The following is a 16,543-nucleotide window of genomic DNA, read 5'->3' as shown; positions in this document are numbered from 1 at the left end:
ATGCCGCCACTCAAGCCCGCTTGCGGGCTTGAGCAACTTGGATTCATGGGCGAGCTTTATGGACTTCTTAGAAATCCATGCCGCCACTCAAGCCCGCTTGCGGGCTTGAGCAACTTGGATTCATGGGCGAGCTTTATGGACTTCTTAGAAATCCATGCCGCCCATGCCGCCCATGCCGCCGCCGCCCATGCCGCCAGGCATGCCGCCGCCAGCCGACTCCTTCTTCGGAGCCTCCGCGATCATGGCTTCGGTGGTGACCAGCAGGCCGGCGACCGAGGCCGCGTCCTGGAGAGCGGTACGAACGACCTTGACCGGATCGACGATACCCATGGCGATCATGTCGCCATAGTCGCCGGTCTGGGCGTTGTAGCCGAAGGTCGCGCCCTTGTTCTCAAGGATCTTGCCGGCAACGATCGATGCTTCCGCACCTGCGTTGGCCGCGATCTGGCGGGCCGGAGCCTGCAGCGCACGACGAACGATGTTGATGCCAGCGGCCTGGTCGGCATTGACGCCGGTGGCCTTGATGTTGGCCGAAGCGCGCAGCAGGGCTACGCCACCACCAGCAACGATGCCTTCTTCGACGGCCGCGCGGGTTGCGTTGAGGGCGTCATCGACGCGGTCCTTCTTTTCCTTGACTTCGACTTCCGTCGCACCGCCGACGCGGATCACCGCAACGCCGCCCGCGAGCTTCGCGAGACGTTCCTGCAGCTTCTCCTTGTCGTAGTCCGAAGTGGTCTCTTCGATCTGCTGCTTGATCTGGGCAACGCGGCCCTGGATCTCGGCCTTCTTGCCGGCGCCGTCGACGATGGTGGTGTTCTCCTTGGAGATCGACACCTTCTTGGCGCGGCCGAGCATGTTGAGGCCGACGTTCTCGAGCTTGATGCCGAGGTCTTCCGAGATGACCTGGCCACCGGTGAGGATGGCGATGTCTTCCAGCATGGCCTTGCGGCGATCACCGAAGCCCGGCGCCTTGACGGCGGCGATCTTCAGGCCGCCACGCAGCTTGTTGACGACCAGCGTGGCCAGGGCCTCGCCTTCGACGTCTTCCGAGATGATGAGCAGCGGCTTCGAGGTCTGCACGACGGCTTCGAGAACCGGCAGCATGGCCTGGAGGTTGGAGAGCTTCTTCTCGTGCAGGAGGATGTAGACGTCCTCGAGCTCGGCAACCATCTTGTCGGCGTTGGTGACGAAGTAGGGCGAGAGGTAGCCGCGATCGAACTGCATGCCTTCGACGACTTCGAGTTCGGTCTCGGCGGTCTTGGCTTCCTCAACCGTGATGACGCCTTCGTTGCCGACCTTCTGCATCGCTTCCGCGATCATCTTGCCGACCGACTCGTCGCCATTGGCCGAGATCGTGCCGACCTGGGCAACTTCCTCGGAGGTCTTGATCTTCTTGGCAGCCTTGCCGAGCGCCGCGACGACTTCGGTCACGGCCAGGTCGATGCCGCGCTTCAGGTCCATCGGGTTCATGCCGGCGGCAACGGCCTTGTGGCCTTCCTGGACGATCGACTGCGCCAGAACGGTCGCGGTCGTGGTGCCGTCGCCGGCGATGTCGTTGGTCTTCGAAGCAACTTCGCGGACCATCTGCGCGCCCATGTTCTCGAACTTGTCTTCAAGCTCGATTTCCTTGGCGACGGTGACGCCGTCCTTGGTGATGCGCGGCGCGCCGAACGACTTGTCGATGACGACGTTGCGGCCCTTGGGGCCGAGCGTGACCTTCACCGCGTCGGCGAGGATGTTGACGCCGCGCAGCATGCGCTCGCGGGCATCACGGGAAAATTTTACGTCTTTGGCAGCCATTTTTAGCTCCTGGCAGGGGCTTTGATTGAGCCCGGGAATTCAGTTGATGAAAAGGCCTGATATCAGCCGATGATGCCCATGATGTCGGATTCCTTCATGATCAGAAGGTCTTCGCCATTGAGCTTGACTTCGGTGCCCGACCACTTGCCGAACAGGATGCGGTCGCCAGTCTTGACGTCCAGCGGGACCAGCTTGCCAGCTTCGTCACGAGCGCCGGAGCCGACAGCGATGATCTCGCCTTCCTGCGGCTTTTCCTTTGCCGTGTCGGGGATGATGATCCCGCCAGCGGTCTTGGATTCGGATTCGACCCGGCGAACGACCACGCGGTCATGAAGCGGGCGGAACTTCGACTTTGCCATTTTTTCTTCCTCGATGAGAACGGTGAGAACAGTTCCTCCGTCCGGCGGCGCCGGACATATGAGTTAGCACTCACCAATGGCGAGTGCTAACGTGGCGCTGAAATAGGCCGCCGCCCTGCCAGAGTCAAGGCGGTCGGAGCGCCTCTTGGCACCTCGATGACGAACTTATCGGGGCTTGGCCGAACCGAACACCAGCAGCGGGCAACGCTCCGCCAGGGGATAGCTGCCGCTCGGCACGACGCGCACGTCGTCGAACCAGTTGCTCGCTTCCTCGATCAGCATTGCCAGCGTCGCGAAGCTGTAGCTTATGTCCGAGCCCGCATAGACGTCTATCGTGTTGATCGACACCATGGTCCAACCCGTCCTCGCGGCAAGAGCTTCGCGGTTGGGGAACAGGCTGTCGAAGGTGTCGCGGATCGTTCGCACCTTGATTGCGAAATCGCGGTCGTCGGTCGTGCACGCCATCGCGATCCGCCATTTGAGCGCGTGGAAATTCTCGACCCCGCCGGCCAGAACCAGAGCTTCGATGCCGCGCGGATCATCCGCCGTTTCCGGCCGAGCAAAAACGCGGATCGCCGCACGCCTGCCAGGCTTCAGCACCCTCGCGATTTCGCCAAACAGCGAACCGCGCGCGGCTTTGGAATCGACCGCCGACAGGCATCCGTCGCCGATGACGGCGTCGAAACTTGCCCGATCCACTGGCAGGTCAAGCCAGTTGCCGGCTATCGCCTTTCGCGATCCGTCGTCGCCGGCCCATACGCCGGAAATCATGGTGGCCGATTGATCGACCGCCAACATCGATCTGCCCAGGATTGCCAGTTCCGGCGTCACTCCAAGGAGCAGGACGTCGGCATTTTTCAGATCGAATTCGCGATCGAATATGCCGATGGTTTCCGCTGTTGGCCGGAGCGGCGCATCCAGAAGTTTCCAATGGCGGTGATAATTGTCCCAGTGATTTGTCATGCAATTTATTGGGCCATGGACGTCTAGATTTAGATACCCATCGGGGCTTAATAGAGGTTGTTGTATAAGCCAAGAGGTCGATGATTGGCGCGTATTCTCGTGGTCACCCATGAGCATGACCGATTCCTGGGCAGGCGCGACATCCTGCTGCGCAGGAGCAGCCCATACATGCTTTTCGACATTCTCGCCGAATTGAAAAGGCGCGGCCATTCGGTTCGGGTTCAGCAAGGTCTGTCGACGCCATTCAGCGCCGATATAGCGGTGTTGCATGTCGACGCCACGGTGACGCCCACGGACTATGTCGACTATGCATCAAGTTTTGCATTCTGCCTCAATATCGGGGCGGTCGACATATCCAAGCGTCGGATCAGCGGTGCATTGGTCGACAGAGCTGACAGCTGGCAAGGTCAGGTGATCGTCAAAAGCAATCTCAACAATCAGGGTATTCCGGAGACGTTCCTCAATCGGCAATCGCAACGCGCGGGCAAGCCTCAGCTATTTCCGGACATGCCTGTTCAGGAACCTTACGCGATCCATGAGTCGATCGGCGATATTCCACAAAGTATCTTTGACCGCGCCGATCTGGTCGTGGAAAAGTTCATTCCGGAAAGAGAGCGCGATGGCTTCGCGGCGCGCTTCTGGGTGTTCTGCGGAGACCGCGAGCGCTGCACGCGTTATGTATCGCCCAAGCCGTTGATCAAGGCATCCGAAACGATCCGACGTGAGCCTGTTCCGGTCCCCGATGAACTGCGTTCGCTGCGGCGCGCGCTCGGCTTCGATTATGGAAAATTCGATTTTGTGGTGCATGACGGCAGGGCGGTGCTGCTGGATGCGAACAAGACCCCCGGCCGTCCCAGCAATTTGAGGAGGATGTTCGCGGCAGGCGCTTCCGATCTGGCCGATGGGTTTGAGAGCCTGATCCGCGGTGTGCGATAGATCAATGATGGGTGTTCTACAAAAACAACCGCAGCTGCGTGTGAATGATCGAACGATAATCTTCGATCGTGCGGCGGCTTTCCGCTTCGCCCTCGGCAAGCGCCAGGCGCACGACACCGCCGGCGAGCTGGAAGATCAGGATGACCATGCGTTCGAACTGCTCGCGCTTCCCGGGCTCGAGCAGGGTGATGACATGGTCGCAGAACATCCTGGCTTGATGTCGGGTTTCGGCGATGTCGAGATTCTTGAGCGCCTTGTCGGCCTGGATGGCGTTCTGCAGATCCTGGATGGCCGGATCGCCGGCGACGCGGCTGAGATAATCGTCAAGCAGCCGGTCGGCGGCCACGATCACGTCCTTCGCCTCGCGGACGTCGGCGATGATCGCCGTCAGCCGGGCACGGCTGACTTCTGAAAACCGCTCGTAGAGCATCGCCAGGATCGCCGATTTGTTGGGAAAGTAATGGTAGACGGTGGCGATCGGCCCGCCCGCCAGCATGCCGACTTCCTTCATGGTGACGGCGTCGATGCCCTTCTCGCCGATCAGCCGCATGGTCGTCGACAGGATCGCGTCGATGCGCTCGCGGCTGCGTTCCTGCTTGGGCCTGCGCCGGGGCTCGGTGGCTGTTCTGTTCACTTCCGTCATGCACCGATCTTTCGCACGGGTTTTTCAAAATCCGGTTGACAAGAAATATGATCAAGTATCAGTTTCTAGAAATGCTGACAGGTTGTCAGTTTTTTTGCCGCGCGGCAAGGACGTTGGGAGGCGCCTTTGGCTTCGACAAATACCGGGCACTCGGGCAATGGCGACTGGCTGGTCGGCAATCCGACCGGCGCACAGCTTGCCTCGGCACTGTGGATCGGTTCGGTCGGCCTGCTCATCCTCGGGCTGCAGCCCGTGTTGCTCGGCGCGCTCTACACCGAGGGCCATGTCAGCGGCGATGAACTGGCGCTGGTCGCGACCGCCGAGATGATCGCCATTGCCATCGGTTCTGCTGTCGTGGCGATGCTGCTTTCGGCCCACAACATGCGCCGGAAAAGTGCCGTCCTTTTGCTGTTGCTGGCGCTGGCCAATGTGTGGACGGCCTATGCCGCAACCGCCAACACGCTGATCGGGGCCCGCGCCCTGGCCGGTCTTGCCGAGGGCGGTCTGGTGGCGGTCGCCACGGAGTTGATCGCCCGTTCGCGGCGCGCCGAGCGCATCGGCGGCTATTTCGTCACCATGCAGACACTGGCGCAATGCGCGCTTGCCCTGTTGCTGGCGCTTTATGTCATCCCGGCAGCCGGATCGGCGGGCGGCTTCCTCGTTCTTGCCGTCGTCTGCATCGCGTCGCTGGCGGTCGCCTTCACCGTCCCCGGGGACTACGCCGATCTGCCCAAGGAAGAGAATCTGGCCAATGTGCTGACGATTCCTTCGCTCACCGCGCTGCTGTCGGTGTTCTGCTACTTCATGTTCTTCGGTGCGGTCTGGGCCTTTCTGGAACCGCTTGGCGCGCAATACGGCATCGATGGCCGCACCGTCGGCCTGATCGTCTCCGCCAGCCTCGCGGCGCAGGTCCTGGGTGCGATGACGGCAACCGTTTTCGAGGCGCGCATCGATTATCGCTTGGCCATCGCCGCGATCGGTGCCATCGCGCTTGTCAGCTCGCTGGTTCTCGCCAGCGGACCTGGCCCCGCCACATTCTGGATCGCCGCCCTGGTCATGGGCTTCATCCTCTTGTTCATCGTGCCCTATCAGATCCGGCTGGCGATCACCGCCGACGAGACGCGCACCGCCGTGCTGCTGGTGCCCGCGGCCCAGCTGTTCGGCCTGGCGATCGGACCGATCGCCGCGTCGCTGCTCATCGACGGCAAGGACTTCCGGCCGGTGCCGGAATTCGCCGCCGCCAGTGCTGTGGCCAGCGTGGTGCTGCTCGGTCTGTTTATCCTCGTGACGCGGCGCCGCCGCGCCGTTGCCTGAGCGGGGAGCGCCATGTCGAACAGATGGAGCAACTGGTCGGGCATTGTCACCGCCGAACCGCGGTTGATCGCCAGTCCCGCCGATGCCGGCGAACTGGGCGATCTGGTGCGCACAGCGCCGGGTCCGATCCGCGTCGTCGGCGCCGGTCATTCCTTCACCCCGCTGGTGAAATCCAAGGGCACCATCCTGTCCTTGGAGAAATTGGAAGGGCTGGTCTCGCACGACGCCGAGAAACATCAGGCGCGGGTGCGGGCAGGGACCCGGCTCGGGCCGCTCATGCACATGCTGCAAGGCATCGGCCAGGGCCTGCCCAATATGGGCGATATCGACCGCCAGGCCATCGGCGGCGCGCTGGGCACGGCCACCCATGGCTCGGGACCGACGCTCGGTGCCTATCACACGCAGCTGGAGACGGTGCGGATTGTCGACGGGTTGGGCAAGCTGCGCGACTTCAAGCGGGCAGGGGACCAGGAGATGATCCATGCCATTGGTGTCGCGCTCGGCGCCTTCGGCGTGATGACCGAAGTAACGTTGAACAACATTGCCACCTACCGGCTGCGCCGCCGCAAATGGGTGCTGCCGATCACTGAGATGCTGCGGGACTTCGAGACGATGATGGCCGCCCATCGCTCGGCCGAATTCTACTACATTCCGTTTTCCGGTTACGCGCAGTTCATCGCCAGCGATCTCAGCGACGCGGCACCGACCCCGCGACCGCCGGAAGCGGATGAGGCCGGGTTGAGGACGCTGCGCCGGCTGCGCACCGCGCTCGCCTGGCTGCCGTCGCTGCGCGGCCGCCTCATCCGCTCGGCGGTCGCCAAATTTCCGGCCGAGGACTACGTGCAGGACTGGCTCAACGTCTATGCCAGCGACCGGCAGACCAAGTTCAACGAGATGGAATACCATTTGCCGTTCGAGGAGGGGCCGAAGGCGCTGGCCGAAATCATCGAGCTGACGGAGAAGCGCTTTCCCGAGGTCTATTTCCCGATGGAGGTGCGCAGCGTTGCGCCCGACGAATTCTGGCTGTCGCCATTCTATAGGAGGCCGACCTGCTCGATCGCCATCCACCATGACGCAGCGAACGATCCGCTGCCGTTCATGCGCGCAGTCGAGCCGATCTTCCGCAGATATGGCGGCAGGCCGCATTGGGGCAAGATGCACAGCCTGACAGCGGCGGAGCTGAAAAAGCTCTACCCGCGCTGGGAAGACGCCATGGCGGTGCGCCGCGACATCGATCCGCAAAACCGCTTCGTCTCGCCCTACATGGCCGGCCTGTTCGGCATCGAGCCCAGTCCTTTTGGCATCGAACGATGAGCGCCTATTTTTCCGCCCTGTCGGACGCACTGAAGACCGCCGGCATCTTCCAGCCCTGCCTGGTGCTGGATATCGGCCGGCTGGACCGCAATATCGCACTGGTGAAAGAGCGGCTTGACCCCGCTCTTGCTGTGCGGCTGGTCGACAAATCGCTCGCCTGCCTGCCGCTGCTTGCTCATATCGGCAAGGCTCTTGGCACCAATCACGTCATGACCTTCCATCCGCCGATCAGCGGGGCGGTGGTGAAGGCGTTTCCGGATGCCGATCTGCTGTATGGCAAACCGATGCCGGTCGATGCGGCAAGGGCTGCGCTTTCGAAAGGCGCGGCTGACTGGTCGCGTGTCTGCTGGTTGATCGATACACAGGAGCGGCTGGCGGAATATGGCGCACTCGCTGACGAACTCGACATCGAGCTGCGCATCGCCTTCGAGATCGATGTCGGGCTGCATCGCGGCGGCTTTGCCAGCCCGGAGGCGTTGTCGTTGGCTTTGAGCGCAATGCCGGCCCGGCTGCGTTGCCAAGGTGTCATGGCCTATGAGGCGCATGCGCCGCACATTCCCGGCCTGTTCGGCGGGCCGGTGAAAGCGTTGGCAAAGGCGTCGGCGCAGGCCACGGCGTTCGTCGCTTGCCTCGGCGCGGACCAGCGCCGCATCTTGAACATCGGCGGCAGCAAGACCGCACTGCTCCACCATGGCGGCGTGGCCAACGAAGTGTCGATGGGCTCGGCCTTCGTGCTGCCCAGCGATTTCGATACGCCCGGCCTCGAAGGCTTCCTGCCGGCGGCCTTTATCGCGACGCCGATGCTGAAAGTGGTCGAGCCGATGCTGCCCGGCCCGCCTGCCGTCACGCGCCTGCTGCAGGCACTCGGCCGGTTTCCGCGCAAGGGGTGCTACCTCTATGGCGGCAAGTGGATGGCCGAGCCCGTGTTCCCCGAAGGCATGAAGACGAACGCCCTGCTCGGCCTGTCCTCCAACCAGCAATTCATGGGCTTGCCGGCCGATGCGACCGCAAGGCCAGGCGACCATGCCTTCCTGCGCCCGACGCAGAGCGAGGCCGTGCTGCAGCAATTCGGATCGATCGCGGTGTTTTCCGGCGGCAGGATCGCCGATCGCTGGCCGGCGCTGCCGATGGGGTGATCGCCTACGCTTTCACCGGGATCCAGATCTCCAAACCGCCATTGCCGCCGCGTGGATCGAATTCGGGGCCGTAGCGTTCGAATTCCGGCGCTGTGCTTTTGATGGCCAGCGATCTTCTGGCACGAACGCTGCTGCCGCCGCGGGAACTGCCGGTCGGCATCAGCTCGGTCGGTGCGTTCTTCGTCGTCGCCATGCTCATCCGCAACCGGCTTTGAGCGCGGTCGGAAACGGCCTGCTCAGACCGTCCAGAAATAGCGCACGATGTGAAAGAACACCGGGGCGGCGAAGACCAGGCTGTCGGTGCGGTCCATCATGCCTCCATGGCCCTCGATCAGATGGCCCCAATCCTTGACGCCCTGGTCGCGCTTGATGGCCGAGGCGACCAGACCACCCAGAAATCCCATCGAGCAGGCGACGAAGGCCACGGCCGCTGCCTGCAACGGCGAAAAGGGCGTCACGAACGACAACAGCGCGCCGAGCAGGCTCGCCGACACCAGTCCGCCGATCAGGCCTTCCCAGGTTTTCGACGGCGAGACGTTCGGCGAAAAACGGTGTTTTCCAAACAGCTTGCCGAAGATGTATTGCAGCACGTCGCTGCCTTGCACGACGATGATCAGGAAGGCGATCAGCAGCAGGGTGCGGCCTTCGAAGCCCGGCACGTCGAGTGTCAGCAGCGCTGGAACATGGCTGACGCAATAGACCGAAATCATCACCGCCCATTGCTGCGCGGCGATCCGCTCGAGGAAGCGTTCGGTGTCGCCATGCAGCGCCGTGATGGCCGGCATCAACAGGAAGCAATAGACCGGAATGAAGATGACGAAGAGCCCGTACCAGGCGGTCCACACCAGCCAGTATTGAAACGGTATGATGATGCCGAACATGCCAAGCAGCACCCAGTGGTCGCTGCGGCGGGTGTGCGTCAGCGTCACGAATTCGCGCAGCGCGGCGAAGGAAATCAGCGCGAACAGGATGGTCATGCCGTAGCGGCCGAAGAAGAAGGCGACCGTCATCATCGCCACCATCACCCACCAGGCGTTGATGCGCTGGGTGAGATTGACCAGGGTCGAGCTTAGCGGCTTCGGCGCCCGCGCCGAAAGTATGGCGGCGACGATGCTGGCGGTGGTCAAAACCGCCAGCAGGCCGATGATCAGGATGGAGATCTCGTGGCGCATCAATCGTCTCGCTCGGGACGCGGGTTGAGCGCCAGAAGCGTGGCGTGGGCACGCTCGAGAAAGGCGCGGCGCTCTTCGCTAGGCGCCACGGCGACCGGTGCGCCGAAGACGACGCGGCACAGCAGCGGCACCGGCAGGAACTGGCCCTTGGGCAGCACGCGTGACATGTTCTCGATCCAGCACGGGATCAGCTCGACCTGTGGCCGCGCCATCGACAGATTGTAGAGCCCGGAGCGGAAGGCCAGCAGCGGCTCCTCGGTCATGTTGCGGGTGCCCTCGGGAAACAGGATCAGCGAGTGGCCCTGGTCGAGAACCGACAGCATGATCTCGATCGGGTTTTCCTCAGGCTTCGTCCATTGCCGGTTGATCAGCACCGACGAAAGCATGTCCTCGGCAATGAAGCGGCGCAGCCGCGACTTTCCCCAATATTCGCCGGCAGCAACCGCATGCGTGATCGCGCGTTCCCTTTCGCTGAGGCACGCCGACAGCAGGATGAAGTCGCCATGGCTGGTGTGATTGGCGAAATAGATGCGCTGCCGGTCGGACGGCAGGCTGCCGCTCCATATCGGACGCACGCCGGTCACCATCCAGGCCAGCGCCGAGAGGCCGACGGAGGTTACCGTCTGCAGCAAGGTGAAGGTTTTCAGCGAAAGCTTGTTCATCGCGGCGCCCAAAACCCCGCCGCCAGAAGTGCTACGGCAAACAGGGCGAGGGCCGCACGCTGCTTGAACAGCAAGCGGCTTGTGCCAGCCATGCGGTCATCGAGCGTGCGTGTCGTGGACGCGGCGGGTTTCAGGCGCATGCGCGCCAGCATGTCATCCACCGCGGCGCCGCCGGAAACCTCGTCGTCGTGGCTCGCCATCAGCCGGAAGAGCAGCGCATCGAACGCCAGCAATGCCGACAGCGTCAGCACGGCGACAGCGCTTGCGGCGGTGATGGACAGGGCGATCGCCGCAGGCAAGGTCTCGAAGGCTCCGCGCGCCGACGCGGCCAGGGGCCCAAGGATATTTGCAGCCACCACGACTGCGGCCGGCCATGCGGCCTGCTGCATCAGCATGCGGGCGAAGCGGTCGGCGCGTTCCTGGTAAGCATTGCCGGTCATGACGCCGCCTGCTCCGTGGTCTCGGCAAGATGAACCGGCCGGCCGGCTGCTATCAGCATCTCGCGGGCAAGCGTCGGCGCCTGGGCTCTGCCGGTCGCAACCAGCCATTCGGCGACGACGCCGGCGCTCCGCTGGAAGCCGAGCGCACAGCACACCAGCACGGTGCCGTCGCGGCGCGCACTTTCCAGCGCACTGGCGGCCTGTTGCTGTATCGCCGTCGGCGGCGGCAACAGGTCGATCATCGGAAAGCTGATCCAGCGGCAATCGGCTCCTGCCGGCTTTTCAAATTCGGCGGCGAGGTCGATGATCGTGCCGAAGCTGTTGGCCTCGCTTGCCGTGGGAAAGCGCCCGAGAAAAACGCCGTCGGCAATCGCCACCTGGGGAGCAAGATTACGCGTCCAGGCCCACATGTTTGCCCTGGCGCCGAGCCGGTAGGGCAAGAGCAGAATACGGCTTGCAAGGGTGATGCTGCCATCGGCGGATTTCTGGAACACCTTCGAGCCGGACCCGGCATAGGCGAAGGCGACGATGGCCAGCGCCAGCGCCGGCCAAAGCAGGAAGAGCGCGACGGCGCAGAAGAAGGTGCCGAGCGCGGCACCGGCCAGGGCGAGGACGGCGCCCAGCGCATAGAACCGCGCCAGCCGCCGCGCCTTCGCATCGCTGGTCAGCCGGATGCCTGAAAACGGCAACGCGCCGCTGCGGGGAAACAGCCACAGCGCGAAAAACCCGAGCAGCGCGCCGGTCGGGATGTCGATGAAATGATGCTGCCAGGTCGTCAGCACCGAAGCACCGATGAGGAAGCACCAGCCATGCCAGACCGGCAGGAGAAAGCCGCCGAGCCGGTTGCGCCAGTGATCCCAGATGATCACCAACAGGGCGATGTGCAGCGAGGGCGCCTGGTTGAACGGCTTGTCGAAACCGCCGAGCACGGCAAACAGGAAGCCCGGCAGTCCGGTCGTTGCCGTCCGCACGAACGTCGCGGTCAGTGGGAACAGGATGAAGCAGGCAACGGCGACGATCTGCGCCGTGAGATAGCGCCCGGCCAGGCGGTCGACCCCTTGCCTGTTGTCGTTGAGCAGCAGCGACAGGCCGTAGAACAGGTTGATCGACCAATAGGGCACGATGGTCCAGGCGAGGAAGGGGATGCTGTGTTCCCAGGCGAATACGATGCTGCCGACGTCATCGCGCCGCGACGCCAGCCAGTTGGCGAAGCCGTAGCTGAGGTAGAAGAACGGCGCCAGGAAGGCCAGCCAAAGGGCTGCCCTGACGACCACCCTGCCATAGGGCTCGGTGCGCGCGGTGGATGCAAGCGATGACACCATCCTGTTCAGCGTCGCCGCGCGACCGAGACGGTGAAGATGCCCCACTGGTCGATGCGCTGGTCGAGCTTGTCGAAACCGGCGGCCTCGACGAGCTGGTCCATCTCGCCTTGCGTGCGCCGGCGCATCACCCAGGCCTCGCCGCCGCGATGCGAGGTCAGGCTGCGGGCGATCATCTCGAGCTGCGGATGCCAGGGCTGGTTGGTGTAGAGCAAAAGACCCCCCGGCTGCATGGCGCTGGCCAACCCACCGAGCGAGCGGGCGATCATCGCATTGTCGGAGAACAGCTCGTAGAGGCCGGAGACGATGGCGAGGCCGGGCGCCGGATCGATCGAGCCGAGCATATCGGCATCGAAGGCGTCCGCACGCTGGAACGAGACATCAGCCGGCAATTGCCGTTCGGCGATCAACTTGCGGCCAAGCTGCACGTTGAGGTCGGAATAATCCTGCAGGCGCACGCTCGCCGGCTGGTCGGGGCTCTTGACGATGGCATCGAGAACATAGCGGCCGTGGCCGGCGGCGATGTCGAGAATGTGCGCCGGGCGGCCTGCGGCCTTGAGCGTCGTCAGGCAAGAGCCGATCAGTTCTTCGAGATGCAGCTTGCGCTGGCGGATGCCGCGCCAGCCTATGGCTTCCAGGAAGATGCGGTCGATGACACGGCCAAGGGGTGTGAGACCCCGCGCGTCGTTCTCATAGACATAGTCCAGCGTCGAGCCGGAATCGAAGCCGGTGGCGATGCCGGTTTTCATGCCCTGCGAGATCCAGGCGCCCATGCGGATGGAGGCACGGCTGAATGCCCAGTAGAGGCCTTTGGGCGACAACGGATCGAGCGGCGAGGCAAGCCTGTCGGCCTCGTCGCGGGTGTAGCCGGCAATATCCGCCTGCTTCAGGTCGACCGGCGCGTCCGGCGTGGCGAACTGCCTGGCCAGGAACGGCCGGATCAGGTCGAGGGCCCGCGCCCGGTCGCGCTCGCCCAGCGTGTCGTGGAAGAAGCCCGGCAACACATGGCGTTCCTTGGCGCGACTGCCGAGATTGACGAAGAACTCATGCTGCGGACCGTGACGCACCACCCAGTCGCTGCCCGAAAGCAGAAGCTGCGTCGGCACGGTGATGGCGCGGGCGTCAGCGACGATCCGCGCGGCATACTGGTACAGTTCGACCAGGATGTTGGAGGCGATCGGCCGCGTGATCAGCGGATCGCTCTCGAAGGAGGCGATGCGCACGAGATCATGGGTCAGGAATTTCGCCTTGACGTAGGAATTGACGAAGAAGCGGCCCTTGATCTTCTGCCACAACGCAATGCCTTCCCTGGCGAAGGGCACGTAGAGTTTCACCGAAAAGGCCGGTGAGGCCAGCACCATGGCGCGCAGCTTCGGCGCATAATCATGCACCCAGGCTGCGGCGAGCACGGCGCCGAAGGATTGCGCGATCAGCGCGATATCCCGCGTGGCGAAGCCATCCCTGGCGGCGATCTCGCGCATGAAGCAGTCGATGTCGCGCACCAGGGCCGAGAAGGACGGGGCATAGCCGCGCTCGCCGGACGAACGACCATTGCCACGGGCATCCCAGGCATAGAAGGCGTGGTCGGGCATCCGCAATTCATCGACGAGGTGGGCCATGCGGCCGCCATGTTCATGGCCGCGATGGAAGAGCACCACCGCGCCCTTGGTATCGGCGGACGCCGCCGGCCAGAACCGGTAGAAGATCTCCGTCCCGTCATGGCTGCGGAAGACCCGCTCCTGCGCTTGCCGCTCAAGGCTTTCCGTGGCCGCGGCGGCGATCGGCTCGTGCATCATGGTCTTTCCCTCTGGCGGCATGGCGAGCCTCGATGCTCAGCTGGCGCTGCCAATAAGGCCGGCGCGTATCCGGTTTATGGCGGTCAGCAGCGAAAGCGTTGCCATGGCCGGAAACACAAACGGCGCGATGGATGCCGGCCAGAGCCCGGCGGCGCACAGCACGGCGACCACGCCGAGCGCCATTGCCCTGTCGCTCTTGCCGAACGGCCCGGCATAGTTGCGTCCGACCTTGGCGGCGATGCCGAGCACGCCGGCGAACTCGGTCAGCACCGCCGATATCGCGAAGGCGATGACGCCCCATGCGCCAAATTCCGGAAAGACGGCAAAAGGGAGAATTAGCGCGAAGTCCGAAACGACGTCGCAAAACTCGTTCAGATACATGCCGAGCGTCGAGGCCTGCCCATGTTCCCGCGCCAGCATGCCATCCACGGCATTCAGCGCCATGCGCACGAACATAACCGCTGGGACAAGCAGCAGCAGCCAGCGCCATTCATGCAGAACCGCGATGGCCGCTCCTGCCGCCATCGACATCAACGCCGCCAGGATGGTTATGCTGTTTGCAGTGACCCCGATTGCCGCCAGCCGATTGACCAGCGGCCGCAGCCTTCCCTGGAAAGCCGGCTTGAGAGCGTAAAGCGTCGGCATTTTCGTGATCCCCCGATCCTGACCAACGGCTGTACATCAATATGTCAGACACGACCAGCATGACGTGGCGGAGCGGCTATGCCGACTGGCATGGAGACCAGGCGCTCACCAATCGCTAACCATGACTGCATCGCATGGCTGTCATGCGCATTTGCCGGCTTCTTGTGCAACGCGGCATCTTGAATAGTAAGCACGCTTATTATATATCCCGCTCATGGTTTCCGATGGCATCGACAGATTGGGCTTCTTGATCCACGACGTGCAGCGCCTTATGCGCAAGCGCTTCGAGGCGAGGGCCAGTGGCTTGGGGCTTTCTTCGGCGCAATGGCGGCTTCTGGTGCGCGTTGCCAAGGAAGACGGCGTCGCGCAGGCGCGGCTGGCCGAACTTCTCGAAATCGAGCCGATCAGCGTTTCTCGCCTGGTCGATCGCATGGAGGAGGGCGGCTGGATTGAGCGTCGTCCCGACGCCACCGATCGCCGGGTGCGCATGATCTTCCTGACGCCCAAGGCGAGCGAAGCCTACGCCGTGATCAAGAGCATTGCCGGGGAAGTCTACGAGGAATCACTGGTCGGCGTGAAGCCGGAAGCCCGCCGTGTCCTCATTGAGGGGCTTGAAGCGATGGTCCGGAACCTGACCGACGACGAGACGCCGTCCATTGAAAAAGTAAAGACAGAAGGCGCAGCAGCATGAACGCGGTAGCCAAGATAGACGAGAAAGTGACCGAGCTGGAAATGGAAGCGCCGGAGAAGCCGGCCGCCGCCCCGGTGACGGTTGCTCCCCCGGTGCAGCCAGCCCTGACCCCTGTGAAGAAGAAGCGCCGGCTGGGTCGCTTTCTGCTGATGGTCGCACTGCCTGCCGCACTGGCTGCCGGCGGCGGCTATGTCTGGGTCACCGGCGGCCGCTACCAGGAGACGGAGAACGCCAATCTGCAGCAGGCCAAGGTCTCGATCGCTTCCGACACGGCCGGGCGTATCGTTCAGGTCGACATCGCCGACAACCAGCTGGTCAAGCAGGGTGATGTGCTGTTTGCCATCGACCCTGAGCCATACCGGATCGCGCTGGCTCAGGCCGACGCGGCGGTTGCGGGAGCGCGTCTCAATGTCGAGCAGTTGCGCGCGGCTTATGGCCAGTCCATGGCTCAGCAAAAATCCGACACCAGTCAGGTCGCCTTCGCCCAGTCGCAGTTCGACCGCGCCGCCGACCTTGCCCAGAAGGGCATCAACGCCAAGTCGTCACTGGACGAGGCCAAGAACGATCTCGACAAGGCCAAGCAGCAATTGGCCGTTGCCGAGCAAGGCATCATCAGCGCCAAGGCAGCGCTTGGCGGCAATCCCGACATCGAGACCGACAAGCACCCGACCGTGATGGCCGCGCTCGCCGCGCGCGACAAGGCGGCCTACGACCTGGCGCGGACCACGGTCAAGGCGCCGGCCGACGGCGTCGTCAGCCAGGCTTCCTCATTCAAGGTCGGCCAGTATGTCGGTTCCGGCACGCCGCTGTTCTCGCTGGTCGAGACCGGCGACACCTGGATCGCCGCCAATTTCAAGGAAACGCAGCTCACCCACATGAAGCCCGGGCAGAAGGCTGATATCGTGGTCGACACCTATCCGGGGCGCACCTTCGAAGCGACGGTCAAGGCGATCGGCGCCGGCACGGGAGCGGAATTCTCGCTCCTGCCGGCCCAGAATGCCACCGGCAACTGGGTCAAGGTCACGCAGCGCATTCCGGTGCGTCTCGAACTGACCGATGCCGACGCCAAGATGGCGTTGCGCACCGGCATGAGCGCCACCGTTACCGTCGACACCGGCGTGGCGCGTGGCCTGCCGTCGATCTTCGGTCACGCCACGGCTGGCGAGACCGCGCAGTAAAGTCAGCGGAATCCCGCGGGGACCTGCGGGTGGAAGCGAGTAGCAGGATTGGTCTGATGGAGGAGTGGGAAGGATCAGCGTCTGGGCGAAGCCGCCGCGCGGCTTGACCGGAATCTGAAATCTTCGGCACGGACCCGTCGGTCCTCATGTTTCCGGGCGGCAGGCATCCGCTCAT

General features: G+C 63.6%; 16 protein-coding genes and 2 pseudogenes. 7 read left to right on the top strand and 11 right to left on the bottom strand.

The features are described from left to right. Positions 1-144 precede the first annotated feature (144 nt). The 3 genes from groL to NKH19_RS17010 all read right to left on the bottom strand — a co-directional run bounded on the left by groL (position 145) and on the right by NKH19_RS17010 (position 3,122). A complete protein-coding gene (groL, locus tag NKH19_RS17020) occupies positions 145-1,800 on the bottom strand; it encodes a chaperonin GroEL (RefSeq protein WP_352882975.1) in 1,656 nt (551 codons plus the stop codon). 62 nt (positions 1,801-1,862) lie between these two features. Next, positions 1,863-2,159, bottom strand: a complete 297-nt coding sequence (gene groES / locus NKH19_RS17015) for a co-chaperone GroES (RefSeq protein ID WP_031261112.1) — start codon at positions 2,157-2,159, stop codon at positions 1,863-1,865. 165 nt (positions 2,160-2,324) lie between these two features. Beyond that, the gene (locus tag NKH19_RS17010) at positions 2,325-3,122 is read right to left on the bottom strand and encodes a class I SAM-dependent methyltransferase (protein ID WP_352869403.1); all 798 of its coding nucleotides are present in this window, start codon (positions 3,120-3,122) and stop codon (positions 2,325-2,327) included. A gap of 84 nt (positions 3,123-3,206) precedes the next feature. Here NKH19_RS17010 and NKH19_RS17005 point away from each other — a divergent pair, with 84 nt between their 5' ends. Further along, positions 3,207-4,058 (top strand): ATP-grasp domain-containing protein, encoded by an 852-nt coding sequence (locus NKH19_RS17005; RefSeq protein ID WP_352869405.1) that lies wholly within the window; start codon positions 3,207-3,209, stop codon positions 4,056-4,058. Between the two features lie 16 nt (positions 4,059-4,074). Here the strand turns inward: NKH19_RS17005 and NKH19_RS17000 are convergent, their stop codons facing one another. Beyond that, positions 4,075-4,701: a TetR/AcrR family transcriptional regulator gene (locus NKH19_RS17000; protein WP_352869407.1), complete on the bottom strand. Its 627-nt coding sequence runs from the start codon at positions 4,699-4,701 to the stop codon at positions 4,075-4,077. A gap of 126 nt (positions 4,702-4,827) precedes the next feature. Between NKH19_RS17000 and NKH19_RS16995 the strand changes: the two genes are divergently transcribed. The 3 genes from NKH19_RS16995 to NKH19_RS16985 are packed head-to-tail and all read left to right on the top strand — an operon-like array spanning position 4,828 to position 8,465. Then, positions 4,828-6,015 carry an MFS transporter gene (locus NKH19_RS16995; protein ID WP_352869409.1) on the top strand — a complete coding sequence of 396 codons (1,188 nt, stop codon included), beginning with the start codon at positions 4,828-4,830 and terminating at the stop codon, positions 6,013-6,015. 12 nt (positions 6,016-6,027) lie between these two features. Continuing rightward, complete coding sequence (locus tag NKH19_RS16990; protein ID WP_352869411.1) at positions 6,028-7,329, top strand: D-arabinono-1,4-lactone oxidase; 1,302 nt, start codon at positions 6,028-6,030, stop codon at positions 7,327-7,329. Further along, positions 7,326-8,465, top strand: coding sequence for a DSD1 family PLP-dependent enzyme (locus NKH19_RS16985; protein WP_352869413.1), 1,140 nt, complete (start codon positions 7,326-7,328; stop codon positions 8,463-8,465). The genes NKH19_RS16990 and NKH19_RS16985 overlap by 4 nt, the downstream gene beginning before the upstream one ends. Before the next feature lie 4 nt (positions 8,466-8,469). Here the strand turns inward: NKH19_RS16985 and NKH19_RS16980 are convergent. Next, positions 8,470-8,556 (bottom strand): annotated as a pseudogene (locus NKH19_RS16980) (AraC family transcriptional regulator); the annotation flags it as partial. Between NKH19_RS16980 and NKH19_RS16975 the strand changes: the two are divergent. Then, positions 8,552-8,680 (top strand): annotated as a pseudogene (locus tag NKH19_RS16975) (iron ABC transporter permease); the annotation flags it as partial. The pseudogenes NKH19_RS16980 and NKH19_RS16975 sit on opposite strands and share 5 nt — an antisense overlap. Before the next feature lie 21 nt (positions 8,681-8,701). Here the strand turns inward: NKH19_RS16975 and NKH19_RS16970 are convergent. Genes NKH19_RS16970 through NKH19_RS16945 form a run of 6 tightly spaced genes read right to left on the bottom strand, consistent with a single transcriptional unit; the run spans position 8,702 to position 14,499 of the window. Then, on the bottom strand, positions 8,702-9,637 hold the full coding sequence (locus tag NKH19_RS16970; protein WP_352659454.1) for a phosphatidate cytidylyltransferase: 936 nt from the start codon (positions 9,635-9,637) through the stop codon (positions 8,702-8,704). Next, a complete protein-coding gene (locus NKH19_RS16965; RefSeq protein ID WP_352869415.1) occupies positions 9,637-10,299 on the bottom strand; it encodes a lysophospholipid acyltransferase family protein in 663 nt (220 codons plus the stop codon). The genes NKH19_RS16970 and NKH19_RS16965 overlap by 1 nt, the downstream gene beginning before the upstream one ends. Next, entirely contained in the window at positions 10,296-10,739 is a 444-nt protein-coding gene (locus NKH19_RS16960; RefSeq protein WP_352869417.1) for a hypothetical protein, read from the bottom strand. The genes NKH19_RS16965 and NKH19_RS16960 overlap by 4 nt, the downstream gene beginning before the upstream one ends. Beyond that, positions 10,736-12,061 carry a phosphatase PAP2/dual specificity phosphatase family protein gene (locus NKH19_RS16955; RefSeq protein WP_352869419.1) on the bottom strand — a complete coding sequence of 442 codons (1,326 nt, stop codon included), beginning with the start codon at positions 12,059-12,061 and terminating at the stop codon, positions 10,736-10,738. Before NKH19_RS16955 ends, NKH19_RS16960 begins: the two co-directional genes overlap by 4 nt. Before the next feature lie 5 nt (positions 12,062-12,066). Next, positions 12,067-13,851 carry a bifunctional alpha/beta hydrolase/class I SAM-dependent methyltransferase gene (locus NKH19_RS16950; RefSeq protein WP_502910958.1) on the bottom strand — a complete coding sequence of 595 codons (1,785 nt, stop codon included), beginning with the start codon at positions 13,849-13,851 and terminating at the stop codon, positions 12,067-12,069. 39 nt (positions 13,852-13,890) lie between these two features. After that, positions 13,891-14,499, bottom strand: coding sequence for a CDP-alcohol phosphatidyltransferase family protein (locus NKH19_RS16945; RefSeq protein ID WP_352869423.1), 609 nt, complete (start codon positions 14,497-14,499; stop codon positions 13,891-13,893). Between the two features lie 214 nt (positions 14,500-14,713). Between NKH19_RS16945 and NKH19_RS16940 the strand changes: the two genes are divergently transcribed. Both NKH19_RS16940 and NKH19_RS16935 read left to right on the top strand, forming a co-directional pair. Further along, complete coding sequence (locus tag NKH19_RS16940; RefSeq protein ID WP_352869425.1) at positions 14,714-15,190, top strand: MarR family winged helix-turn-helix transcriptional regulator; 477 nt, start codon at positions 14,714-14,716, stop codon at positions 15,188-15,190. Further along, complete coding sequence (locus NKH19_RS16935; protein WP_352869427.1) at positions 15,187-16,368, top strand: HlyD family secretion protein; 1,182 nt, start codon at positions 15,187-15,189, stop codon at positions 16,366-16,368. The genes NKH19_RS16940 and NKH19_RS16935 overlap by 4 nt, the downstream gene beginning before the upstream one ends. Positions 16,369-16,543: the final 175 nt, after the last annotated feature.

The organism is Mesorhizobium sp. M1338 (assembly GCF_040318045.1).
GTDB lineage: Bacteria > Pseudomonadota > Alphaproteobacteria > Rhizobiales > Rhizobiaceae > Mesorhizobium.
Note: the sequence above shows the minus strand (reverse complement) of the source record. Positions and strands in the feature narration are given on the sequence as shown.

Bases quoted from the DNA above. Each gene is read 5' to 3' on its own strand.
- groL (WP_352882975.1), bottom strand. From the start codon at position 1,800: ATGGCTGCCAAAGACGTAAAATTTTCCCGTGATGCCCGCGAGCGCATG.
- NKH19_RS16955 (WP_352869419.1), bottom strand. From the start codon at position 12,061: ATGGTGTCATCGCTTGCATCCACCGCGCGCACCGAGCCCTATGGCAGG.
- groES (WP_031261112.1), bottom strand. From the start codon at position 2,159: ATGGCAAAGTCGAAGTTCCGCCCGCTTCATGACCGCGTGGTCGTTCGC.
- NKH19_RS16940 (WP_352869425.1), top strand. From the start codon at position 14,714: ATGGTTTCCGATGGCATCGACAGATTGGGCTTCTTGATCCACGACGTG.
- NKH19_RS16970 (WP_352659454.1), bottom strand. From the start codon at position 9,637: ATGCGCCACGAGATCTCCATCCTGATCATCGGCCTGCTGGCGGTTTTG.
- NKH19_RS16965 (WP_352869415.1), bottom strand. From the start codon at position 10,299: ATGAACAAGCTTTCGCTGAAAACCTTCACCTTGCTGCAGACGGTAACC.
- NKH19_RS16950 (WP_502910958.1), bottom strand. From the start codon at position 13,851: ATGCACGAGCCGATCGCCGCCGCGGCCACGGAAAGCCTTGAGCGGCAA.
- NKH19_RS16985 (WP_352869413.1), top strand. From the start codon at position 7,326: ATGAGCGCCTATTTTTCCGCCCTGTCGGACGCACTGAAGACCGCCGGC.
- NKH19_RS16960 (WP_352869417.1), bottom strand. From the start codon at position 10,739: ATGACCGGCAATGCTTACCAGGAACGCGCCGACCGCTTCGCCCGCATG.
- NKH19_RS16945 (WP_352869423.1), bottom strand. From the start codon at position 14,499: ATGCCGACGCTTTACGCTCTCAAGCCGGCTTTCCAGGGAAGGCTGCGG.
- NKH19_RS17000 (WP_352869407.1), bottom strand. From the start codon at position 4,701: ATGACGGAAGTGAACAGAACAGCCACCGAGCCCCGGCGCAGGCCCAAG.
- NKH19_RS16935 (WP_352869427.1), top strand. From the start codon at position 15,187: ATGAACGCGGTAGCCAAGATAGACGAGAAAGTGACCGAGCTGGAAATG.
- NKH19_RS17010 (WP_352869403.1), bottom strand. From the start codon at position 3,122: ATGACAAATCACTGGGACAATTATCACCGCCATTGGAAACTTCTGGAT.
- NKH19_RS16990 (WP_352869411.1), top strand. From the start codon at position 6,028: ATGTCGAACAGATGGAGCAACTGGTCGGGCATTGTCACCGCCGAACCG.